This is a genomic window from Moritella dasanensis ArB 0140 (assembly GCF_000276805.1).
Lineage (GTDB): Bacteria > Pseudomonadota > Gammaproteobacteria > Enterobacterales > Moritellaceae > Moritella > Moritella dasanensis.
The window spans coordinates 36,988-59,881 of record NZ_AKXQ01000003.1 but is presented as its reverse complement, the minus strand read 5'-3'; the positions used below and the strand labels follow the sequence as shown (position 1 = coordinate 59,881).

The 22,894-nt window shown below is 42.8% G+C and carries 19 protein-coding genes; 6 read left to right on the top strand and 13 right to left on the bottom strand.

Annotated elements, in window-relative coordinates:
- Window positions 1-53: 53 nt before the first annotated feature.
- The 3 genes from A923_RS0103205 to A923_RS0103195 all read right to left on the bottom strand — a co-directional run bounded on the left by A923_RS0103205 (window position 54) and on the right by A923_RS0103195 (window position 2,720).
- Entirely contained in the window at window positions 54-1,121 is a 1,068-nt protein-coding gene (locus A923_RS0103205) for an AI-2E family transporter (protein ID WP_017220205.1), read from the bottom strand.
- Between the two features lie 46 nt (window positions 1,122-1,167).
- Window positions 1,168-1,419 (bottom strand): sulfurtransferase TusA family protein, encoded by a 252-nt coding sequence (locus A923_RS0103200; protein WP_017220204.1) that lies wholly within the window; start codon window positions 1,417-1,419, stop codon window positions 1,168-1,170.
- A gap of 323 nt (window positions 1,420-1,742) precedes the next feature.
- Window positions 1,743-2,720, bottom strand: coding sequence for a porin (locus tag A923_RS0103195; protein ID WP_017220203.1), 978 nt, complete (start codon window positions 2,718-2,720; stop codon window positions 1,743-1,745).
- A 251-nt stretch (window positions 2,721-2,971) separates the two neighbouring features.
- On the opposite strand from A923_RS0103195, the gene A923_RS0103190 reads away from it, so the two are divergent.
- Window positions 2,972-3,310: a DUF423 domain-containing protein gene (locus tag A923_RS0103190; RefSeq protein ID WP_237716164.1), complete on the top strand. Its 339-nt coding sequence runs from the start codon at window positions 2,972-2,974 to the stop codon at window positions 3,308-3,310.
- A 73-nt stretch (window positions 3,311-3,383) separates the two neighbouring features.
- Here the strand turns inward: A923_RS0103190 and A923_RS0103185 are convergent, their stop codons facing one another.
- The 4 genes from A923_RS0103185 to A923_RS0103170 form a co-directional block, all read right to left on the bottom strand.
- Window positions 3,384-6,626, bottom strand: a complete 3,243-nt coding sequence (locus tag A923_RS0103185; protein ID WP_017220201.1) for an efflux RND transporter permease subunit — start codon at window positions 6,624-6,626, stop codon at window positions 3,384-3,386.
- Complete coding sequence (locus A923_RS0103180) at window positions 6,626-7,729, bottom strand: efflux RND transporter periplasmic adaptor subunit (RefSeq protein ID WP_017220200.1); 1,104 nt, start codon at window positions 7,727-7,729, stop codon at window positions 6,626-6,628. Before A923_RS0103180 ends, A923_RS0103185 begins: the two co-directional genes overlap by 1 nt.
- Before the next feature lie 326 nt (window positions 7,730-8,055).
- On the bottom strand, window positions 8,056-8,388 hold the full coding sequence (gene erpA, locus A923_RS0103175) for an iron-sulfur cluster insertion protein ErpA (RefSeq protein WP_192810667.1): 333 nt from the start codon (window positions 8,386-8,388) through the stop codon (window positions 8,056-8,058).
- A gap of 209 nt (window positions 8,389-8,597) precedes the next feature.
- Window positions 8,598-9,293, bottom strand: coding sequence for a DUF6776 family protein (locus A923_RS0103170; protein ID WP_017220198.1), 696 nt, complete (start codon window positions 9,291-9,293; stop codon window positions 8,598-8,600).
- 200 nt (window positions 9,294-9,493) lie between these two features.
- Here A923_RS0103170 and hemL point away from each other — a divergent pair, with 200 nt between their 5' ends.
- The 3 genes from hemL to A923_RS0103155 all read left to right on the top strand — a co-directional run bounded on the left by hemL (window position 9,494) and on the right by A923_RS0103155 (window position 12,314).
- Window positions 9,494-10,777 (top strand): glutamate-1-semialdehyde 2,1-aminomutase, encoded by a 1,284-nt coding sequence (gene hemL / locus A923_RS0103165; RefSeq protein WP_017220197.1) that lies wholly within the window; start codon window positions 9,494-9,496, stop codon window positions 10,775-10,777.
- A gap of 382 nt (window positions 10,778-11,159) precedes the next feature.
- A complete protein-coding gene (locus A923_RS0103160) occupies window positions 11,160-11,834 on the top strand; it encodes a TIGR04219 family outer membrane beta-barrel protein (protein WP_017220196.1) in 675 nt (224 codons plus the stop codon).
- A gap of 198 nt (window positions 11,835-12,032) precedes the next feature.
- Complete coding sequence (locus tag A923_RS0103155) at window positions 12,033-12,314, top strand: hypothetical protein (RefSeq protein WP_017220195.1); 282 nt, start codon at window positions 12,033-12,035, stop codon at window positions 12,312-12,314.
- Window positions 12,315-12,392: 78 nt separating this feature from the next.
- Here the strand turns inward: A923_RS0103155 and mrcB are convergent, their stop codons facing one another.
- Together mrcB and A923_RS0103145 are read right to left on the bottom strand one after the other, a co-directional pair.
- Window positions 12,393-14,645, bottom strand: a complete 2,253-nt coding sequence (gene mrcB / locus A923_RS0103150) for a penicillin-binding protein 1B (RefSeq protein WP_017220194.1) — start codon at window positions 14,643-14,645, stop codon at window positions 12,393-12,395.
- 129 nt (window positions 14,646-14,774) lie between these two features.
- On the bottom strand, window positions 14,775-15,275 hold the full coding sequence (locus tag A923_RS0103145) for a GNAT family N-acetyltransferase (RefSeq protein ID WP_017220193.1): 501 nt from the start codon (window positions 15,273-15,275) through the stop codon (window positions 14,775-14,777).
- A gap of 217 nt (window positions 15,276-15,492) precedes the next feature.
- Between A923_RS0103145 and arfB the strand changes: the two genes are divergently transcribed.
- The gene (gene arfB / locus A923_RS0103140) at window positions 15,493-15,906 is read left to right on the top strand and encodes an alternative ribosome rescue aminoacyl-tRNA hydrolase ArfB (protein WP_017220192.1); all 414 of its coding nucleotides are present in this window, start codon (window positions 15,493-15,495) and stop codon (window positions 15,904-15,906) included.
- Here the strand turns inward: arfB and A923_RS0103135 are convergent.
- The 4 genes from A923_RS0103135 to hrpB all read right to left on the bottom strand — a co-directional run bounded on the left by A923_RS0103135 (window position 15,903) and on the right by hrpB (window position 21,520).
- Entirely contained in the window at window positions 15,903-17,351 is a 1,449-nt protein-coding gene (locus tag A923_RS0103135; protein WP_017220191.1) for a peptidoglycan DD-metalloendopeptidase family protein, read from the bottom strand. The two genes, arfB and A923_RS0103135, sit on opposite strands and share 4 nt — an antisense overlap.
- A gap of 136 nt (window positions 17,352-17,487) precedes the next feature.
- The gene (locus tag A923_RS0103130) at window positions 17,488-17,778 is read right to left on the bottom strand and encodes a DUF1294 domain-containing protein (protein ID WP_017220190.1); all 291 of its coding nucleotides are present in this window, start codon (window positions 17,776-17,778) and stop codon (window positions 17,488-17,490) included.
- 193 nt (window positions 17,779-17,971) lie between these two features.
- Window positions 17,972-18,922: a 23S rRNA (adenine(1618)-N(6))-methyltransferase RlmF gene (rlmF, locus tag A923_RS0103125; RefSeq protein WP_017220189.1), complete on the bottom strand. Its 951-nt coding sequence runs from the start codon at window positions 18,920-18,922 to the stop codon at window positions 17,972-17,974.
- 75 nt (window positions 18,923-18,997) lie between these two features.
- Window positions 18,998-21,520, bottom strand: a complete 2,523-nt coding sequence (gene hrpB / locus A923_RS0103120; protein ID WP_017220188.1) for an ATP-dependent helicase HrpB — start codon at window positions 21,518-21,520, stop codon at window positions 18,998-19,000.
- 113 nt (window positions 21,521-21,633) lie between these two features.
- Between hrpB and A923_RS0103115 the strand changes: the two genes are divergently transcribed.
- Window positions 21,634-22,893, top strand: a complete 1,260-nt coding sequence (locus A923_RS0103115; RefSeq protein WP_017220187.1) for a hypothetical protein — start codon at window positions 21,634-21,636, stop codon at window positions 22,891-22,893.
- Window position 22,894 lies beyond the last annotated feature (1 nt).

The following is a 22,894-nucleotide window of genomic DNA, read 5'->3' as shown; positions in this document are numbered from 1 at the left end:
ACGAGGGAATACAGGCTGCTTTATCAAGTTAAAAGTTAAAACTGAAGTTAAATTTAAACTTCAGTTGGTATATCGCCGCGTTTAGGCCAAGCATTCAATACCGCTTTCACCAAGGTTGCTAATGGGATCGCAAAGAACACGCCCCAGAACCCCCACATGCCACCAAATACTAATACCGACATAATAATCGCCACGGGATGTAAGTTCACCGCTTCCGAGAACAACAACGGCACTAACAAGTTACCATCCAGTGCTTGTACGATACCGTACGCGATCATCATGTAAGTAAATTCTGGCGTTAATCCCCACTGGAACAAACCAACCAGCATCACTGGCACTGTGACTGCTGCCGCACCGATATAAGGGATCAATACCGAGAAACCCACTAATACCGCAAGCAGTGCTGCGTATTGTAAATCAGTAAAGAAAAACACCAACCAAGTACAAAAACCAACGATGATAATTTCAAATACTTTACCGCGAATATAGTTGGCAATTTGGCCGTTCATTTCAGTCCACACTTCCATCGCCAGACGACGATTTTGCGGCAAGATACTCACCAAGGCTTTGACCAAAATACGCTTGTCTTTGAGCATGAAGAACACTAACAAAGGCACTAGAATTGAATAAATCAGGATCGCAGCTAAATCAAATAAAGACGAGAACGAAGCACTTACTATCATTTCACCTGAGTTAACAACGTGATCTTGAACCGCAATGGATGCAGTTTTAATTAACTCTGCATTAAACAGATCCGGATTTTCTTGTGGCAACATCAACAAAAATTCTTGACCCTGTTTAAGCATCGCAGGCATGGCTTTAACCAAGGTGACCCCTTGATGCCATACGGTAGGCACTAAACCTAACATCAACATCACCATCGAGGTGACAAACAGCAGTAAAATAATGACCGTTGCCCAGGTTCTAGACATCCCTAACCGCATAAATTGTATTAATGGCCAATCCAATAAATAAGCTAATACTACCGCCACTAAGAAAGGCGTAATTAGGCTACCAGCGAAATAAATAACCGAAAAACCAAATACTAGAAGTAAGAATAAAGTGACTGCATGTGGGTCAGAAAAGCGTTCCTGATACCAACGAGATACGACAGAGATCATAAATTTTGATTGCCTTAAGATTGTATGACTTATTAAGTGTTAAGTGTTAAGTACTGAGCTGTGTCAGTGATAAGTGCTGGGTTAGTTTGGTGATCTGAATGCGTAATATCAACGCACTATTTTCTAACTCAACAACTGTTTGACCGAGACTGGTTAAAAATTTAGGTATATCTTGACGAGAACCTGGATCGGTCAGTAATACGATAATTTCAGTGCCTAGCTCAGCTTGCTTTAACCAGAGTTTTACTTTGATCAGCGGTAAAGGGCAAGTGTAGGCACTTAGGTCTAATTGCTGCATTCTCTTTAACTACCTTGTTAAGCTAAAAATAAGCGAAAAGGCCCATATATAAATTCGCTGCCATTATCAACTGTTTTCAATCGATACACAACTAGGTTACGGTTTGAATATGAAGTAGCGACAAAGGGGAAGGATTGTAATGTGCGCCCACTATTAAACGACAATACACGTGCGGGTTTTCATCGTTATAAATAGCTAATACCTAAAAACAACAAAGCGGTGAATCCGAAGATTAACCGCTTTGCTTATATCTGCAATGACTGCAGGTAATTCAACTATGGCATTCTTTATGCGATAGTGCTTATTTATGCGATAGCCACGCTTTAGAAGCTGTAACGCGCCGCTAGGTGGAAGTCGTCATCTGCACCGTCAACACCATTGATGCGGTATTCAGCAATGGTACGGAATTTTTTGTTAAAGTCATAACGTACGCCGAATACTAATTCATCAACAGAGTCTGTTGTTACTGAAGATGTAGTATCTTCAATTTCTTGGGCGTTATATAAGATTTGCGCACGAAGTTGCTTAGTGATCTTGTATTCAGCTGTTAACTCATAACCTGTGTGATCCATGTTTTGACCTTCAAACTCTGAACCTTGTGCAAATGTAGCCGCGACTCTTATCGGTCCTGTTTTGTAACTCGCGCCAACTAAGAAGATAGATGCATCATAATCATCAGTCGGTGAACTAGCATTAAAACCTGCCGCCAGTGTGAGACCAAAATCAAGTGCATAAGCCGCTGCTAAACCATAAGCGGCATCACTTTCTAGATCACTTTGGTTGTCATCAAGACGGTATGAAGCATCAAGCTGCAGCCCAGCAAATTTGTTGCTGTATTTGAATAAGCTATTGTCACGGCCTGTACCGTCATGATCTTTGCCTACACCCAGTGCCGCATTACCGTAAGCGTTAGTGTAAGCGCTATCTGTCATGTCAGCGACAAGTTCAACCGCACCGTATTGACGGCCAAAGCTAAATGCACCCACATCACTTTTAATACCAGCGTAAGCTAAACGGGTTTTAGTTTGATCTTGTTTCTCGCTTTCAGCTAAATCCCACTGTAGTTCATAGCGGCCAAATGCTGATAGCGTATCAGAAATTTCTGATGTTAATTTCGCGCCAAGTCGGATGTAAGAATCATTACCATAATTAGCATTTTTGTCTTCACCGCTAAAGTCATGACCTGCATAAGCACGCCCATATACGTCAACAGCTTGACCATCATCGTTATAAACTTCAACGGCGCCAACCGTTGATGCGAATAAACTTGGTAATACCAGTGCAAGTAGTGATTTTTTCATTTTAGGTTCCATTCCATTAGATAAAGGTAAAGATAATTTGTTGAGTAGTTGCTTTAATTGGAATCAATACTAAAGGGGATATATGACAAAGATGTGTGATAAAGATGAACAAAAAATGTAAGATAAATGACAGTTTAATTACGCATTACAACAAACTAAGTCTTTCGAATAATTTATTTCTAGTTATTAAAGGTAACCACACAATGCAAAACAACAAGCTCAAATACTTCCTGATAATATGTGCACTTTTAATGTTTACCAATATTCTCGTTGGGACATTAGGTGCACATTTATGGCATTCACAGCTGATGCTGAATAACGGCGTGGCTAATTTTGCGACGGCAAGAGACTACTTATTTATTCATACGTTAAGCATTTTATTTTTGGCACTATTAGATAATAAATTTCCAGAAGGACGTTTTAATTGGGTGGCGAGTTTACAATTAATCAGCATTATACTGTTCAGCGGTAGCCTGATGTTGTATGCATTAACGGGCGAGAAGTGGTTAAGTAACATCACGCCATCGGGTGGCAGCGGTCTGATGTTGTCTTGGTTATTATTCGTATGGCGTGCGTGTAAGATTAAATAATCGTTATCATCAATATGGTTCAAGACTGTATAAAACAGGTGCTACATTAGCACCTGTTTTATACTCGATTCGATTAATCTAATTGACTCACCGTCATCGTTTCAGAAGCTCGTTTCTCAGAAGAATAGCTGATCGCCTGTCCGTCATTAAAATCGACAGCGTTATTACCATCGATAGCTTCACCCGAGGTCGACGTCACCTTCACTACCGTTTTGTCTTTATTTAAACGTCGGCTTAAACGATCGCCCAATACCAACATACACGGCGTTAATATCAAGGTCAGTACCGTCGCAAACGTTAAACCACCCGCCACAGCGGTAGCCAATTGAGACCACCATTGTGTCGATGGCGCACCAAACGTAGTACTGCGATTAACAATATCGACATTCATCTGCAATACCATCGGCATCAAACCTAAGATAGTGGTGATCGTCGTCAACATCACTGGACGTAAACGTTGCGCCCCAGTGCGTAACACCGCGTCAACAGCCGTCAGACCCTCGCGTTTGAGTACATTGTAAGTATCAATTAACACGATATTATTATTCACCACAATACCGGCTAACGAGATCACCCCGATCCCAGACATCACGATACCAAACGGTTCTTGTACTATCATCAAACCGAGGAATACCCCCACCGTAGAGAAGATCACCGCGGTTAAAATTAAGAACGCTTGATAGAAAGAATTAAACTGGGTCACCAAAATAATCGCCATCACCGCTAATGCAATTAACAGCGCATTTTTAAGAAAATCAGCCGATTCTTGTTGGTTTTCGTTTTGACCACGTAAGCGTATTGCCACGCGTGGGTCGAGATCTAATTCTTTCATCAATGTCATTAACTTCGGCAATTGCTCATTTAAGTTATAACCCGGCAATAAATCCGCTTCAATCTTCAGTGCTTGGCGACCATCTACTTTACGCACCGCGTCTTTTTTCTGCTCTGGCGTTAAGGTTGAGAACACACTTAATGGTACTTGCCCTGCCGCTGTTTTCAAACGTAGGTCTTCTAACCGGTCGATGTGACGGTATTGCTCAGAGAAACGCACGCGAATATCCATCTCATCATCAACATCATCGGCGCGATAACCGCCAAGACGTAAACCCGTTGTCACAAATTGGACGTTGTTACCCACTAACAAAGCATCAGCACCATAACGGGCTGCGACACCGCGGTCGACTTTAATCTGCCATTCGATACCGGGTTTTGCGCCATTATCACTGACATTGGTAAAGATACCCTGCGTCGCCACAAAGTCTTTAATTTTCGCCAATGTCGGCTCTAATAATTCTGGGTAACGAGAGCTTAATTCCAACTGTAAGTCTTTACCTTGCGGTGGACCACTTTCATCTTTACGCGCTTCAATTTCAATGCCGGCTAACATCGACGTTTTCACTAAAATATCAGCAATGATCTCATCGGCTTTACGGCGCAGTTGCCAATCAACTAAGTTCACGCGTAGCGAACCTATCTGTTCGCCGTTTTGATCACTCTTACCGGTGCGGGCATAAAGCGTTTCAATCTCAGGCATACCCAGCAATTTAGCTTCGACTTGCTGCATTAACACGTCTTGCTCATAGATAGATAAATCACCTTGTGAGCGCACGATAATATTAAAACCCGGTGGTTCTACATTGGGAAAAAACTCCGAACCTTGACCATAAACGCCATAGGCTTTAATCACTAAAATAGAGAAGAGTACAGCGCCACCCAAACACCACCACGGTTTTTTAATCGCGCCATTCAGCACTTTAATATACCAACCAGTCATGCCCGGCATCTGGGTCACATCGCCGGTTTCAGATATTTCAGTTTGTTTCTGCTCTAATGCGGATAACTTGCGGCGACGACCAAAAATACCACCCAGTGTTGGTACAAAAATTAATGCCATCACTAACGATGCACTGAGGGTGGTGATCAGGGTTAACGGCAAGAACTTCATGAACTCGCCCATCATGCCCGGCCAGAACAACAACGGTGCAAATGCCGCTAATGTAGTCGCTGTCGAGGCAATAATAGGCCAAGCCATACGTTTTGCTGCAAGCGCATATGCTTCTTTATTACTGCGCCCTTCATTCATTTCACGGTCGGCAAATTCGGTCACCACAATCGCCCCATCCACCAGCATACCCACCGCCATAATCAAGGCGAATAGCACAACGGTATTAATGGTATAACCCCACATTGCTAGCATCAAAATACCAGCCAAAAATGACCCTGGAATAGCAATGCCGACGAGGAAGGCACTACGTGCACCCAAGCTCGCAATAATCACAATAACAACCAATATGACCGCTGACAGTACGTTATTTTGCAGGTCGCCGAGCATGTCTTTTACATCTTCAGAACTGTCGGCGGTAAAATCAACTTTGATCACACCTTGCCAATAAGCACTTTCTTGATTTACTAAGGCTTTGACCTTATCAACCGTCTCAATAATGTTCTCGCCCGGTCGTTTCTTGACTTCCAGTGATACAGCGGCTTGACCATCAATACGCGCAAACGAGACCGGATCTTTGTACGAGCGACGAACTTCTGCCACATCACCAAAAGTAATCACACGCGTGCCATCGACTTTGACGGGGAGATCTAATACATCTTTTAACGAATCAAATACCGAGGGCACTTTAACCGGAAAACGGCCTTGACCACTGTCTAGCGTACCGGCGGCAACCAATAAATTATTACGCGAGATAAGGTTATAAATATCATTCTGATCCAGGTTATAGCTTTCCATTAATAACGGATCGACTAAGATCTCAATCATGTCTTCGCGATCGCCACCAACACTGACTTCCAATACTTCGGTAAGCGCTTCAATTTTTTGTTTTAAGTCACGTGACACACTAATCAAGGCGCGTTCTGCCACATCACCCGACAAGATCACCGTTAATGCTGGTTTCTGCGTTGCCATGCTGATCTCTTTGACCACAGGCTCTTCAGAGTCATCCGGTAATTGCGCTTTGGCTAAACTGACTTTTTCACGCACGCTGGCCAAGGCAATATTACTGTCAATCCCGGCATGGAATTCCAGCTTGATGGAAGCATGGCCTTCACTGGCTGTGGAAGTCATTTCTTTAAGACCATCAATGCCGCGAAGTTCTTGTTCTAATGGCCGCAATAACGCCCGTTCACCATCTTCTGGGGAAATACCATGGTGATTAACTGACACGTAAATAAACGGGATCGGCACATCCGGTTCTGCTTCTTTGGGAATATTAAGATAAGTCACGCTACCAGAAATTAAAATAAGCAGCAGTAGCATGATAACGGTGCGACTATGGTTTAACGCAGCAGTAATAATACCGTTCATTATTGCGCCCTCGTTAAGACAGTATCGACTTGGTCACCCGCGCGTACAAAACCTTGACCAACAGTGATCACTTCAGGATTTTTACCTAAACCCGTTAACCAAGAACCTTGGGCATCGGCTTTAAGAATATCGACGGGCGTAAATACCACGTGTTTATCAACGACCGTTTTCACCCCAATCACGCCTTCTTCATCCAGCGCGAGGGTTGATGGTGATAACTTCACCGCCCACTCTTGGCGCAAGGGTAACGACAGCTCGGCACTGCCCCCTGCCGATAGGGTTAAATCAGTATTATCAATCGCGACTTCAATGCGGAAAGTATTGGTTGCGGCGTTTGCTACCCGAGAAATGTAACGTACTTTCCCTGTGATCTCTTGGCCACTGACCAAACGCACTTTAGCAACTTGCTGTAATTTAACGTTATTAACATCAAGCTCGGTGACATCCGCTTTGATAATCAGTGGGTTAATATCGGCGATAATGGCAATCGGATCACCTTTGGCTAAATAGTCGCCGACTTCGACATGACGTTCATTCAAAATACCGGAGATAGGCGCAATAATGACTGCTTTTTCTAACTGTAATTTAATTGTGAAGACATTGGTTGAGGCATCCATGAGTGCGCTCGCCGCTTCCGCTAACCGGGCTTTACCTTGAAAACCTTGGGCGGCAAGTTTCTTCGCGCCTTCATATTCAATTTCACGTTGTTTATATAACGTCTTAGCACGCATCAATAACTGTGGTAGATCGTTTTTTTCCATGCGCACAATAATGTCACCTTTATTGACAAAACTACCGCGTTTGGCCAGTACGGCCTCTACCCGACCAGCGATTTCAGCGCCAAGATTGGTTTCACGATCGGCAGCGGTGCGGCCATAAAGAGAGATAGAACGAGCGACCAACTGGGCATTAAACTGCTGAGTACGTACTTGGGGAATAGGTTTGGTGACGACTGCGTTGGCAGTGTTACTCGTGGCGTTGTCTGTTTGCTCGCCTTGTCCACCAGTCGTGCCCGTTGTCATCCATAACATAAAGCCAGCCGCAATCAGCGATGCTTGAAATAATGGCTTTTTAACAATAGCCAGCGCAGTAAAGTGAGTCATTATCATTCCTTTGAGCATTATTGAACCGATATCATGCAACAGATTTAATCAGATAGGAATGGTTATCATATAAAAATAAGACGATCGGTCACAAACATTAAAAAATAAGCTATAAGCACTAATTTCTTTATAATCAAAAAGCAGTAACAGGTAATGAGGGTATTAGCAGCACGATTAAGAACACGCTGAATAGCACTATTAATTGCAGACGGGAAGATATAGAAGACATCAAAAAAGAAGGCGTAAATAAAAAGTGCCGCACTTAACAACCGCTAAGTACGGACACTATTTTTAATTAAAACCAAGGCTTAGCTTAAAGCCAGAGCTTAAATTGAGAAGCTTGAACCACAACCACAAGTAGTTGTTGCGTTCGGGTTGTTCACTAAGAAGCGCGAACCTTCTAGGCCATCAATGTAATCAACAGTGCCATCAACTAAATATTGTAGGCTCATTGAATCAACAACCATCGTCACGCCGTTCTTTTCGATAACAGTGTCACCAAAATTAATTTTCTCATCAAAAGTAAAACCATAAGAGAAACCAGAACAACCACCACCAGTAACATACACGCGTAATTTAAGCGCGAGGTTTTCTTCTTCGGTGATCAATTCTTTCACTCGTGCTGCAGCGTTATCACTAAAATAAATAGGTAATACCATCTCATCTGCACTTGCTTCCACAGCAACAGGTGTAACAGCTTGTTCAACAATCTCGTTATTGTTAGCCTGAGTTGCACCAACGTCTGTAAATAGTTCCATATCTGATCTCACTTAAACTCGATTTATACATTCAATTATCTAATACCTGACTATTTCAGTCAACTATTCATTGTCGGCTCTTGATCACTGATGTCGATAATGGGCCTTTATTATCCCGAGATCACGTCACTGCTTTGCAATACAGCGCTCCAATCAAAGTTTTGTTTTAACTTGAGTCCTGAATTCCAACGATTCCCCTTTACCTTGCCAACGAAAGCCACACGCTCGGGTACAAAACCCAGCGGTAATTTTATTGATGCTTCTATGGTTTGGAAATAACGGAACGAGAATGTCAGTTTTTGCTCTTTTTCATCCACCAGTTCACTCCAACGGTATTCTGCTGGTTGACCTTCTTCACTGCCATAAAACACCAAATCGGCAGTGGCTTTAATGTGACGCTTTTTCTTTTGTACCTGCATCAATACAATTTGCACAAAATAATAGTTGTCGCTGATTTCGGGAATAAAGGTCAGGCTCTCTAATTTAACCCCATTAATCACGTCTTCAGGCGCCATGATACGTTGATAAAATAGCAGATCGCGTTTTAGTTCAGCATTTTCATTAAACAGAATACGTTGTTGTTCCGTTAGCTGGTCAACTAAAATCTGCGAGGTTTGCAGTTCAACTTCAACTTGCGCTTTAACTTTGCTGGTTTCTGCGAAGTCGGTATTAAGACGGGCAATTTCATCATCTTTCATGGTGATTTTGGCTGCTGATTCCATGCCTTTCAGATAAGAAAAACCATAACCCAATAATATAGCGAGCGCCAATAATACGATGTAACGCGGTTTAATAAATTTAAGCATGTCGGCCTTTTGCGTGAGGAAACATAAAAATAAAGCGCTATTTTAACGATTCTGCCGATGAAAACAAAGACAAGTTAAATGTAAGTCGCTAAAAATGTGAAAAAGCTACGTTTAAACGGGTTAACAGGTATAATAACGCCCTAAAATATTTTTACTATTTCTTACTATATTGTCTCTGACTGTAGATAAAAGGATTGCAGATGTCTAAATCAAGCCAACTTTTCACGCAAGCTCAAGCTATTATTCCTGGTGGCGTTAACTCACCAGTGCGCGCATTCAATGGCGTTGGTGGTAGCCCACTATTTATTCAACGTGCCGAAGGCGCGCGTATCTACGATGTAGACGGCAATGCCTATATTGATTATGTTGGTTCTTGGGGTCCAATGATCTTGGGTCATAACCACCCTGCAATCAAATCAGCGGTACTTGCTGCTGTTGAAAATGGCTTAAGCTTTGGCGCACCGACTGAGATCGAAGTGATCATGGCGCAAAAAGTCCAATCTATGGTGCCATCAATGGAGCAGATCCGTATGGTGAGCTCTGGTACAGAAGCGACGATGAGTGCGATCCGTTTAGCACGTGGTTACACCAACCGTGACAAGATCTTAAAATTTGAAGGTTGTTATCACGGCCATGCAGACTCGTTATTAGTTAAAGCAGGTTCTGGCGCACTGACATTAGGCCAACCTAGCTCTCCAGGTATCCCTGCTGATTTTGCTAAACATACATTGACGGCAACGTTCAATGACCTAGCATCCGTTGAAACACTTTTTGCTGAATACCCAGAAGACATCTCGTGCATCATTGTAGAACCGGTTGCTGGCAACATGAACTGCATTCCACCACAAGACGGTTTCCTACAAGGTCTACGTACCATCTGTGATAAATACAATGCAGTACTTATCTTTGATGAAGTAATGACAGGCTTCCGTGTTGCAACGGGCTGTGCACAAGCGCTTTATCAAGTAAAACCAGACCTAACAACATTAGGTAAAGTGATCGGTGGCGGTATGCCAGTGGGCGCGTTTGGCGGTAAACTTGAAATTATGCAACACATTGCGCCAACAGGTCCTGTATACCAAGCCGGTACATTATCAGGTAACCCAATTGCAATGGCTGCTGGCCTCGCTGCGTTAAACGAAATTGACAAGCCTGAAGTGGCAGCGCAATTAAGTGCGAGCACGAAGCAACTTGCTGAAGGTCTTAAGGCTGCGGCAGCACGTCAAAACATCCCATTAGCGGTAAACTATGTTGGCGGTATGTTCGGATTCTTCTTTACTGACCAAGCTGAAGTTACTGGTTTTGAAGGTGTATTCAAATGTGACGCAGAACGTTTCAAGCAATTCTTCCACCTTATGTTAGCTGAAGGTGTTTATCTTGCGCCGTCTGCATTTGAAGCAGGTTTCTTATCGACAGCACATTCCAATGCCGATATTGAAGCGACAATTGCAGCTGCTGAACGTTGTTTTGCTAAACTAGCTTAACAATCACACACCTAAAAGTATGATGAAAGTACCATTTTCATCATTTAATTAAGCCCTATTTTAGGGCTTTTTTTTGTATTTTTTTTACCTAGTAAAAGTACTAGTTAAAAATGAGCCTGGCTACTTTAGTTAAAATGACATAAATAGCGTATTAAACATGATTATTTAACTGCAAAATGTATAATGGCCAACAAAAATGACCGTAAACAAGCGGTTTCATAAGAAATTAATATTCGCGCTAAACTTTTTTCCTTCCCGGCCGAAAGTATTAACAACGACTTAATAACGTTAGGAATTAATGAATTAATGACTAATACTTATTAACTAAGGACGCTTGCTGTTACTTTGCGCGATATATTACATAAATGAACATGGACTCATTATGAAAAAACAACTACTTGCACTAACTCTTCTTACTGGTCTTTCAAACAACGTAATGGCAGACGCTATTGGTACCTATTTTGGTGCTGACGTATGGCAATCAGGCGTTGATGGCACAATTCAACTTGATAACCACTCTGCTGTTACTAGCTATGAAGATACTTACAACTACCGTATGTATGTGAAAGTGGAACACCCAATTCCATTAATTCCAAATGCTGCACTTAGCTTTTCAAATATAGATGTTGAAGGCAAAGGATCTAACGAAAAAATCAGCCTTAAAACTGTCGATTTCACGCTTTATTATGAATTCCTAGACAATGACCTAGTATCACTTGATGCGGGTGTTACATGGCGCCAACTGAACGGTACTTACGAAGATGGTACTACTGACGTGTCATTCTCGGGTCCATTACCTATGGGTTATGTTTACGGTGAAGTTGGCCTGCCAATGTTCCCACTTAAAGCATTCGCAATGGTAAATGCGATTGGTATCACTGGCGATGTATACGGCGATGCTGAAATCGGTCTAGCGTTCATGCTAAACCCAGGTTATGTATTAGATTGGTCTATCCGCGCGGGTTACCGTATTCAACAACTTGACTTTAAAGTTGATGACGTAAAAGCTGATGCAACAATTGACGGTGTATTCCTAGGTTTAGAAGGTCACTTCTAAACACCAAGCATAGTTAAATAAATAGCTAATATAGATAAAAGGCGAGCATCAAGCTCGTCTTTTTTGTTTTCAAATTTAGACCAGATCTCCCTACCTAATACAAACGCTTACGTTCAACACATTCGCTTACATTTCATCGATTGAATCGAATTTTCTTAAATGCTTTAATAATTATTCATCTTATTATAAGGATTTAAAATGAAAAACTTATTCGTACTATCTTTGCTTGTTCTTGGTTTATCTGGTTGTTCTGGTATTCGTCAAACAGACCAAACATTTGATACACATGCCGAGAATTTGAATCTATTGTTTATGCAGTTCCCAGGTGGTGATACCCAAGAGCGTGCAATGGAATTAACGCCGCAAAATGCTGAAATTGTGTCTATTAACTCAACCGTTTCAGACACTTCATCAGTGCTAGGTGTACTAAACCGCATCGTTGGTGTTGATCAAACTAAAGTTGCAGGCACGATCAAATAAAAAAACAGTTCTGGTTCGCTACACCCTGTATAGCGAACCAATACTCAAAGCGCTATTCTTAACTCACAATCCCTCAGCTTAATTCACCGCTAAACTATCTGCACCACGTAGCTTCATGTAATCGCCAAATACCGTCAATGCACCGCTCGAACCGGTTAATGTCGAGGTTTTGTTATCATCACGTCCCACCCAGACCGTGACGACATCGCGATTATCTAATCCGACAAACCAGCTATCACGCAGTTTATCGGTAGAACCGGTTTTACCGGCAAAATTAGTGCCAGGGAATTGCCAACTTAAACGGCGCGCGGTACCTTGTTTGGCGACCAAGGTCATATTATAAATCGTCAGGTCGGTATATTTACGATCAAAACGACGCTTACCTTTTAAGTCTTGTTGATAAACCAAATCGCCGTCTTCATCTACCACAGCCACCAGCGCGGTTAACTTGTGGTATTCCCCTGCTGTCGCGATGGTTTGATACATTTGTGATACTTGAAACGGTGACATATTTAACGCCCCTAACAGCATCGATGGATAGTGATTATCGACCTTTTTAATACCCAGACGTTTTAAACTTTCAATCACATTATCAATCCCCAGCGCCATGCCTAAATTAACGGTTGGCACGTTGAGCGATTGCATCAAGGCTTGATACAGCGGCACTTCACCACGGTATTTACGGTCATAATTTTTCGGTTGCCAATTATTACCATACTGATTATTTAAACGCAGCGGTTTATCTTCTAACGGGGAGTTAAGATCATAACCTTGTTCAAATGCGGTTAAATAAATTGCCGGTTTAACCACTGAACCAATCGAACGTGACGCATCAAGTGCACGGTTAAATCCGGCATACTGGGTATTACGCCCACCGACCAGTGCAGTCACCCGACCATAGTGGCGGTCAGTAACGACCATTGCCGTTTCTAAGCCCGAAATGTGACGGGCTTTCTCTAATCGTGGCAAACTTTGGGTTATCGCCTTTTCAGCAGCACGCTGCGCAAGGGGATCTAAACTAGTAAATATTTTCAATCCTGATTGATCATACAGCGCATCTCCAAATGTAGTTTTGAGCTGACGACGTAATAAAGACATAAATGCCGGGGCTTTAGATACACTCATGTGCCCACGCGGAATAATACCCAATGGACGCCCGATTGCAGCGCGATATTCAGCAGTACTGATTTTACCGTTTTTAGATAATAAGCGGATGATCATGTCACGACGTTCAAGCGCACGTTCAGGGTAACGCCATGGGTCATAAAACGACGGACCTTTAACCACGGCAACCAAGAATGCCATTTGATCTATGCTCAATTCCGGTACCGGTCGACCAAAATAAAAGTAACTCGCTAAACCAAAGCCATATACACCATCACTGTAATTTTGGCCTAAATACACTTCATTAAGGTAACCACTTAATACCGCATCTTTACTTAAACGATAATTAATTAATAACGCCATGTAGGCTTCGTTAAACTTACGCCAAAAGCTACGCTGACGGGTTAAAAAGAAGTTTTTGACTAATTGCTGCGTTAAGGTACTGCCGCCTTGCACAGTGCGCCCGGCATTCATATTGGCAAATGCAGCACGTATAATTGCAACGGGTGATACACCGCTGTGATGGTAGAAATTACGGTCTTCCACCAGCAATAAGGTATCAATTAATAGTTGTGGGTAATTTTGTAATTCCACCAAGATACGGTCTTCTTGGTTAGGTGCTTGCAAGGTATCGAGTAACATAGGATCGAGATTAACTGAATTAAGGTATTTACCGGTTTTCTGATCGCGAATACTGACTAAGTGGTTATCTGCAAAGGTTAAAAATAGCGCTTGATTAGGCTCGATGCCATCAAGATAGGTGAAGCTGCGGCGTAATAATTCGACTTTAGTCTTCGACACGGCAAACTGTCCCGCAGTGCGTGGCTTTGCGACTTTTAAATAATTCAGCAATACCAGTTCTTCAACCAGCTTGTCGTGGGGTAAAAACATGCCGGGGGTCAGTTCAAGACTGCGCGCATAGATCTGCGCAGGGGTTTTCCAAATAGGACCAGAGAATCGCGCTTGGATCTTGCTGTCTAAATACATGCCATAAAGCACAAAGATGGCCGAAAATGCCAAGCTAAATTTAAACATAAAAATGGCAAGACTGCGTGTCCAAGGTCGTTGTTTAGCTTTACTGATTTTTTTCTTGGTGGTTTTTTTTACGGTCGGTTTTTTAGCTGCTGTTTTTGCTGCTGAAAGTTTTGCGACTGGTTTTTTTGTTGCCGGTGCTTTGCGTTTGCTGACCGGTTTTTTTGTGTCATCAGTTACGGGACGTTTAGCCAAGAGAAAGGGTCCTAGAAATTGCATCAAATACGGTCAGACTTGACCTAATACGCTGAAAATAAAAACGCGTAATAAAGAATCGTTAGTTTACCCTGTTCCCTCGCCCCAACTCAACTAGTCCGAGGTTATTTAAACGGCCTTAAGCATATATAATTCATTTTCCGTTAACGCGTCAACCATCCCAAGGGGCTTTACAGCTTGTAGTTTAAACCCAGCCTTTTTATAAAATGCTATCGCGTTTTTATTGTCTATCATGACGGTTAATTCAAGCTGTTTTAATTTATGCAGCCGCGACCACGCCTCAACATGCAGTAATAATTGCCGACCGAGTCCCATGCCTGTGCTCGCTTGCTCAATACCGATCACCAAAGATACACTATCGCTATTACCAGTAGTATCACCGCTAATATAACCGATAATACCAATCGCGAAACCCAGTAGCTTGGCGCAGTCTCCTTCGATCACATACAGCACTTGAGTTGCTGAATTGATGAATAATGTCAGATGTTCACAAAGTTCAGCGGCGCTATTTTGTTCACCCATCGCCATAAACGGGGTTTCGTCATTCAGTTGCGAAAATAGCGCGGTCAAAGCTTGCGCATCACTGACTTTGACGGGTCGGATTATCATGATAAATACTCTCTACTAACACCGAAGGTTATAACGCCTGAAAATGACGAATTAAAAATTGAAAGTTGAAAATTAGCAATTGCAGGAAACAAGCGTATCATAGGCGCATACCCAAGCTACTTCAAGATACGCAGTAAGTCAGACGAGCGCGATTACACAACAACGTAACGTTCGCTCTGCTCTTTAGCGTATTGTAAAATAACACCAAGGTTTATTAATGCTCGTAATCTCTAGCAATGTATCAATTCCCGATTCAGAAATTGATATTCAAGCCATTCGCGCACAAGGTGCCGGTGGCCAAAACGTCAATAAAGTATCAACGGCGATCCATTTACGCTTTGATATCAAAGCGTCGTCATTACCTGAATTTTATAAAGAAAGGTTGTTGGCATTACGTGATCACCGCATCACCAAAGATGGCGTAATCATTATTAAAAGTCAGGAATCTCGCAGTCAAGATTTTAACAAACAGGTAGCGTTTGAACGCTTAGTTGAATTGATTAAACAGGCGACAGTGATCCAAAAGGCCCGCCGCGAAACCAAGCCAAGTCGTAATGCCAAAAAGAAACGTATGGACACTAAGACTCAGCGTGGCAAGACCAAAAATATGCGCGGAAAAGTGAGCCTTTAACTTTGCGCCCAAGCCGCATGATAATTACTTAACGCCAGTTTGAATGCTGCTTGTTGCTTTTTCTCAATCGCAGTGGCGATCGGTATATCCGCTGTCATGGCATTCACCGCACGGCCTCGCACATGTAGTTCATAATGCAGATGCGGTCCAGTAGTACGGCCTGTATTACCTGACAGCGCAATTTTCTGGCCACGTTTAATTCGTTGACCTTTTTTCACTAATATCTTACTTAGGTGTAAGAAACGCGTACGGTATGTTTGGCCATTAGTGATCTCGATATACAAGCCGGCATACTTATGATTAAGCACACGCGATACCACACCATCGCCAGTAGCATAAACAGGCGTGCCAATAGGTACAGCAAAGTCAGTACCATTATGCGGACGTAACAACCCAGTCACCGGATGTCTACGGTTGGGATTAAAGCTGGATGATATACGGTATTTACTGCTAACAGGACGACGTACAAAGGCGCGTTCAATACTTAAACCCGCTTCATCATAATAAGCACCTTCATACAAATAGGCGCTAATATTACGACTGCGGTTATTAATACTCACCGCGTCAATACGATTTTCACCAGTACGTTCATCACCGATATATTGACGCGATACCAATACTTTGAAAGTATCTCCACTACGTAAATCACGGCTGAAATTAATTTTGTCTTTTAATAAGCTGGCAATAAATTGCGCTTCATATAACGATAATCCGGCTTTTTTAGCTGAGCCGGCAAAACTGTATTCAACCTTGCCAATATAACTGTGCTCACGCCATTCACCCTCTAGGGTTATTTGCTCGAACTCAAAACCATCATCACCCGAGCGTTTATAAACCACTTGATGCGCGAGACTGATGTGTAATTCAAGGCGTGTTAATTCACCTTCAAACTCGGTAAAGACTAACGTTTGCCCAGGTTTAATACTGTCCAGTGCCAGGACGTTTAAATCCACTTCCAGAATTTGATATAAACTCATTTGGCTTAAATCTAACTGCTCGAAAATACCGCCTAAAGTATCACCCTTTTGAATCACGTAATTAATTGTTTTTGGATACGACTTAGCCAGTTCAGCCGCGATTGATGCTACAGCTGATTCAGTCACCGTTGCACCCTGTGCATTGGCATCATAAAGCCGTGATGCTGGATCATAGGTAAGATCGGTTGCCGCAGGTATCGTGCTATCAACTGAAACAACAGGCGTAACAGATACAGCTTCTGTTTCTGCTTCTGATTCTGATTCTGATTCTTTATTCGATTTTTGATTAGATAGCAGCGCAGCACTCGTTATTTCTGGCTCCTCTGCGGTCATAGGCGCAGCCTTTATCTCAGCACTTGCTTCGACTTTATCACCCACAGGTAATAACGCGACAATGCCCAACAATACGCTGGTTAATAGCACCCACGTCAGCACTAATTGTAATTTACTGTTCTTAATTAACGACATTAATGAATACCCAATACTCGTTCGAAATAGCCGTAATTAGCATAATAAGGCCGAAATGGTATACCACAATAAAACAAAGGCATAGTATAGATAGCGTAAAAGTGTGTAAATCAGTTGAAAAATTCGCAGTTGACTATTAACTCACAACCACATAGCTCGGATCTATTTGGAAAATGCCCAGTACTATGAGTAGATTACCAACAACCGTTAACCAAAAAATGCGCTTGAAGCTAATTTTACTTATTTTATGCGAAAACAATTTTTGGCCGAGCAGCGCGCCAGGCCAACCGCCTAGCAATGCCAGTAAGTGTAATGTTCGCTCAGGCGTGCGCCATGCTTGTCGCTTCGCAGCCCATTTGTCTTTGCCATATACCAGCAGCGTGATGATGCTTAATACTACATAGCTGTAACCTAGCCATACCAACATGTCATTATCCCCTTAAGTTCAAACTAGCTCTGAAGTCGATACCATTTCAAATATAAAAATCGCAGATACAAAAACGGCAAGCGCGATGCTTGCCGTATTAATCTACCTAATTATAACCTGCTCTACCAGTCTGTTTAACAAATACCAGCCTGTTTAACAAAATAGTCGTTTCAACGTTAGTAAGCAGTAGCGTTTACCACTGATCGGCAGCCCACTGTTGTTGCTCGTCAGCATCCATAAAGCTCCATGCTAATATACGGCTGACTTTTTGGCCTTGTGACATAGGTATCACGCGGATTTGTTTTACATCTAGCGTATTTAAATATTCTTCAAGTTCTTCGATATGTTCGCCCTTTGAGATAAGGCTGGTAAACCAACATACTTGCTCAGTAAAGTCTTTACTCTCTTTGGCCATGTCTTTCACAAAACGAAGTTCGCCACCTTCACACCAGAGTTCCGAGTGCTGACCACCAAAGTTCAACTTAGTGGTATTGGTTGGCGCTGCTTTACCTTTGTGTAAATTGATAATTTTACGTTCAGTGCCTGCGGCAGCGGCTTCCATTGATGCATGGAACGGAGGATTACACACAGTTACTGAATATCTATCACCATGCTTAATCACACCTTTGAACATACTGCCTGGTGTTTTCTTCAAGACAATTTTAATGGCTTTGTTTAGACCTGGATTTGCTTGTACGATAACGTTAGCGGTTTTTGCAGCCACTTTATCAACATCAGTACCAACAAAACCCCAGCCATAGCTGCGATGACCAAGAATAGGGTAAATACAGTTAGCGCCTGTACCTATGTCTAATGCTTTCACACGTTTACCAGTCGGCACTTCGCCATTATTCATTTCTGCCAACAAGTCAGCAATATAGTGAATATAATCAGCACGACCTGGAATAGGTGGACATAAGTAGCCCGCAGGGATCTGCCAATTCGGTACTTGGTAAAAATGTGCTAATAAGGCAGCGTTCAAACATACAACGGCTTTATCATCACTAAAATCAACCGTTTCTTCTCCACTCGGATTTTGCGTTATGTGCGTTTGTAACGCTGGATATGTTTTAACTAAGGCAGTTAAATCATAACGTCCCTGATGTGGATTACGGGGATGCAATGTGGCAATTTTTTTAGTCATGATAAATCTTCTTTTATTTTGCTGGAACGAACACGGGCGGATAATAGCAGATTCCGATTAATTATGGCTGCTTTCCTACATATGTTTTTTAACCCGGCGGGTCGGCATCGCTTCCAGTGGATTATCTGGCCAATAATGTTTCGGATAACGACCCTTCATTTCTTTTTTGACGTCGTTATAACTGCCACTCCAAAAACCGAGTAAATCTTGGGTTATTTGTAACGGACGTTGAGCGGGAGACAATAATTCGATCACAATCGGCACCCGACCATTAGCCACTGCTGGTTTATTCGCTTGGCCAAACATCTCTTGAATACGCACCGGTAAACTCGGGGCATTGTTATCGTTGTAACGTAGTTTAATTTTTGAGCCTGTCGGCACGGTAAAGTGAGTCGGCAACTCTTTATCTAAACGCTGTTGTAGTGACCACTCCAAACGTGATAATAACGCATCCGTTAACGGTATTTTTTTCATCTGTGCAGGACCAGTCACGCCCGTTAAGTAAGGTAACAACCAATTTTCTAAATCGTCAATCAAGGCCATTTCACTGTAATCAACAAAACCTAATTCAGGTAGCCATTGATGTGCGCAACGTAAACGTGTCAGTAAGGCTTTATTTTGCTCGTTCCACGGCAATACCGACAAACCCGCTTTGCGAATACCGGCCAGTACGGCAGTTTGCTTTTGCGCTGGGGTAATATCCGTTAATACTTTACGGGATAATACTAACTTGCCTAAACATTGACGCTGCTCAGCAATTAATTTCTGCGCTTTTAAATCCCATTGTACAAACGCCTGCTGGCTAAACAGTTGCGGTAACCAAGTTTGTAGTTCCGCGAGATCGATGGCACAGGCGTTATACACCATGGCATCGGCGCCTTGCTCGGTTAATGACAAGTCCGCTACAACCATTAACTCGGTATTGGTAAGGCTGGCGTCGTTCATCAATTTAACTCCGAGCCCGTTACTTAACATATACGGTACATCTGAACCGTGGCCAGCTTGCCCCCGTCCCGTACTATCACGACGCTGAGCGATACGATCTGGATACGCTAACGCTAATAACAACCCAGTATAGGCATTAGTATCTGCGCTATTATTGCTAGTATGGCTGCTACTTTTGATAAAACTAAAACGCTGAGCCCATTGCTGCGCTTGACGCTGTGCTTGTTTAAAGTGTCCCGCTGCCATTTGTTGCAGGCCAAAGTCTAAATCAAGCGGTAAGCGTTCACTGCCTTCCAATAAGGCGATTAAACGACAAGCTAACCAGCTAATACCCGGTAATTCATCTTCCCATGTTTGCGCCGTTAATAACATGTGCGCTAACCGTGGTGACATACCAAATGCAGCTAATGCTTGGCCATGTTTACTGCAATTTCCCGACGCCAGCGCGCCTAAATCAGTTAACAAGCCTTCGGCATAATCGACGTTTGCCTGCGAGGGTTGATCCAATAGCGCCAATTCGGCAAAACTATTAACGCCCCATACCTTTAACTCTAAACAGGTTGAGGTTAAATCTGCGGCGAGAATTTCTGGTTCTATTTGTGGTTCTAAACGGCTGTGGTCTTCTTCGCGCCATAACCGATAACAATGTCCAACTTGTAGTCGCCCTGCTCGTCCAGCACGCTGGGTGGCTGATGCTTGGCTAATACGCTTTGTTTGTAAGCGGCTGACACCAGAACGTGGCGAGAAACTCACTTTACGCTCGAGACCGGAGTCAATCACCACCGAAATACCTTCAATGGTTAAAGATGTTTCCGCAATATTGGTCGCCAATACAACTTTACGTTGCCCTGCGGCCAAGGGGTTAATAGCCGCTTGTTGCTGTTGTTGCGTCAATTGACCATATAACGGCAACACATGCAGACGTGCATTAACCAGTTCTTGTAACTGTTGCTGACAACGTTTAATTTCACTCACGCCAGGCAAAAACACTAAAATATTACCGTCTTGCTGCTGCAATGCTAATTTAACGGTTGCCGCAATCGCGCCCGGTAATGCTTGTTTAATGGTACTGCGCTTTAAATCCACCGGATGATAACTATACGTCACCGGAAAACAGCGGCCTTCCGCCGTCAACAGTTGTGCATCAGGTAGCATCTTTTGCAACCCAGCACTGTCGAGTGTCGCTGACATGACTAATAGTTTTAAATCATCACGCAAGCCTTGTTGCACTTCTAATGCAAAGGCTAAACCAATATCAGCATTCAGTGAGCGTTCATGAAATTCGTCAAAAATAATTAAATCGTAATCGCTGAGTTCCGGATCTTGCTGGATCATCCGCGTTAAGATCCCTTCCGTGACAACTTCCAATCGCGTTGATTTTGATACCTTGGTATCGCCACGCATACGATAACCGACATCTTCACCGACTTTTTGCTGCAGCTGCGAAGCCATATACGTGGCAATATTGCGCGCGGCAAGGCGGCGCGGTTCAAGCATCAGAATACGGCCGCTGAAGATATTTTCTTGCAGCAGCTTTAACGGTAATAGCGTTGACTTACCCGCCCCAGGTGGTGCTTGCAAGATAACTTGATTGGATGATGTTAAGGCCGTAAATAAGTCGGCTAATACAGAAGTGATCGGTAACGCTGCCACAAAGGCCTCTCAAGATAAAATAAATTAATCAGTAATAGCTGTATTTTACCCTAAAAACACCATCCATTAAATTTAAGTCTATTATTTATAAGGAATAGCAAAAGGAACTTACTATGCGCCTACCGATGCCAATTGTTTTATCTTTATTACTGATGTTCAGTTATAACCACTCAGCGCTTGCCCATATCGGCTTTTGGTCAAAAACCTATACCATTACCCACCAGCTAACCAATGGTGAAAGTATTGCCAGTGCCAAGCAAATAATGCTGGAAAAAGCACGGATCAAAGCCAGTTTTGATGTGCGTGATTATCAATTAATGAACAAACCAGTCGACCTCACCAACTACAAACAATATGTACCGATTATTCAAGCCGCCTATATCAAGATCACCCCACAAAACAAACCACAGATAGTCAAAGATAAAGATGTCTATAAAGGCCAAGTTTTTGTAGTCCAGCAAATACGGGCAACTTTTGACGAACATTACATTGGTGAGAGTATGGCGATATTACGCGAAAATCTCAGTATCGAAAAAAGCCTGATCACGCTGGATAACGAGTTCGATAACAATTTGAAAAATCTCGGTGAGATAAAATTAGCGATTGCCGAACAACAAATTTCAACGCAGCAAAGCGCGCGTTTAATTCGCCAACAAGATCATGAAGTCATGCAGCTAACATCGGTACTTGATGATGTGAAACGATTGTTTTCAGCGCACGGTCGCAGCCCGCAATTCAACCTCGCGCAATTATTGAAAGTACGCAGCAGTATTGATACAGACGTCATCGAACCCATTCTCAATACGAAAGTACAAACCCGTATTACCGACGTTGAAGAACTGAGTAATGGTGACGTAAAAGTGCAAGTGCAAGTGGGCTGGACACTCCCTACTCACCATATGCGTATATTACATAAGTACGTCCGCGCTGCCGATGTCACAGCGCCTGGAGGTAGCTCGACGTATTTAAAGCTATCGCGGTTTTATAACGAAAAAGAACGTGCCCCATCGGCGCTTTCAGCTAATATTTATCATTACCTTGCCAGTCAGAAAATTTACTTTGATGTCTCTATCGGCAGCCAACATCAACGATTAGCGGTATTGTACCCGAACGGCGGTGACGTCATGAACAATTGTAATAACCCGCTAGCCCGTGATGCCGACAGTCCCGATAAAACCTCTGTGTGTATCGTTGAACAAGTATTTAACGACCAACAGATTTTATCGCAACCCAATATCGCCAACCCGCTCACGTTCACACTCAATGCCAATGAAATTGATGGTCAACTTAGCGTGAATGTAAAACAAATATGGCAGAAGGCTGGCGCTGAAGAAGATAAACAATGGCGCCGAGACTTATCTAAATTCAAATAAT

Bases quoted from the DNA above. Each gene is read 5' to 3' on its own strand.
- A923_RS0103205 (WP_017220205.1), bottom strand. From the start codon at position 1,121: ATGATCTCTGTCGTATCTCGTTGGTATCAGGAACGCTTTTCTGACCCA.
- A923_RS0103200 (WP_017220204.1), bottom strand. From the start codon at position 1,419: ATGCAGCAATTAGACCTAAGTGCCTACACTTGCCCTTTACCGCTGATC.
- A923_RS0103195 (WP_017220203.1), bottom strand. From the start codon at position 2,720: ATGAAAAAATCACTACTTGCACTGGTATTACCAAGTTTATTCGCATCA.
- A923_RS0103190 (WP_237716164.1), top strand. From the start codon at position 2,972: ATGTTTACCAATATTCTCGTTGGGACATTAGGTGCACATTTATGGCAT.
- A923_RS0103185 (WP_017220201.1), bottom strand. From the start codon at position 6,626: ATGAACGGTATTATTACTGCTGCGTTAAACCATAGTCGCACCGTTATC.
- A923_RS0103180 (WP_017220200.1), bottom strand. From the start codon at position 7,729: ATGACTCACTTTACTGCGCTGGCTATTGTTAAAAAGCCATTATTTCAA.
- erpA (WP_192810667.1), bottom strand. From the start codon at position 8,388: ATGGTATTACCTATTTATTTTAGTGATAACGCTGCAGCACGAGTGAAA.
- A923_RS0103170 (WP_017220198.1), bottom strand. From the start codon at position 9,293: ATGCTTAAATTTATTAAACCGCGTTACATCGTATTATTGGCGCTCGCT.
- hemL (WP_017220197.1), top strand. From the start codon at position 9,494: ATGTCTAAATCAAGCCAACTTTTCACGCAAGCTCAAGCTATTATTCCT.
- A923_RS0103160 (WP_017220196.1), top strand. From the start codon at position 11,160: ATGAAAAAACAACTACTTGCACTAACTCTTCTTACTGGTCTTTCAAAC.
- A923_RS0103155 (WP_017220195.1), top strand. From the start codon at position 12,033: ATGAAAAACTTATTCGTACTATCTTTGCTTGTTCTTGGTTTATCTGGT.
- A923_RS0103145 (WP_017220193.1), bottom strand. From the start codon at position 15,275: ATGATAATCCGACCCGTCAAAGTCAGTGATGCGCAAGCTTTGACCGCG.
- arfB (WP_017220192.1), top strand. From the start codon at position 15,493: ATGCTCGTAATCTCTAGCAATGTATCAATTCCCGATTCAGAAATTGAT.
- A923_RS0103135 (WP_017220191.1), bottom strand. From the start codon at position 17,351: ATGTCGTTAATTAAGAACAGTAAATTACAATTAGTGCTGACGTGGGTG.
- A923_RS0103130 (WP_017220190.1), bottom strand. From the start codon at position 17,778: ATGTTGGTATGGCTAGGTTACAGCTATGTAGTATTAAGCATCATCACG.
- rlmF (WP_017220189.1), bottom strand. From the start codon at position 18,922: ATGACTAAAAAAATTGCCACATTGCATCCCCGTAATCCACATCAGGGA.
- A923_RS0103115 (WP_017220187.1), top strand. From the start codon at position 21,634: ATGCGCCTACCGATGCCAATTGTTTTATCTTTATTACTGATGTTCAGT.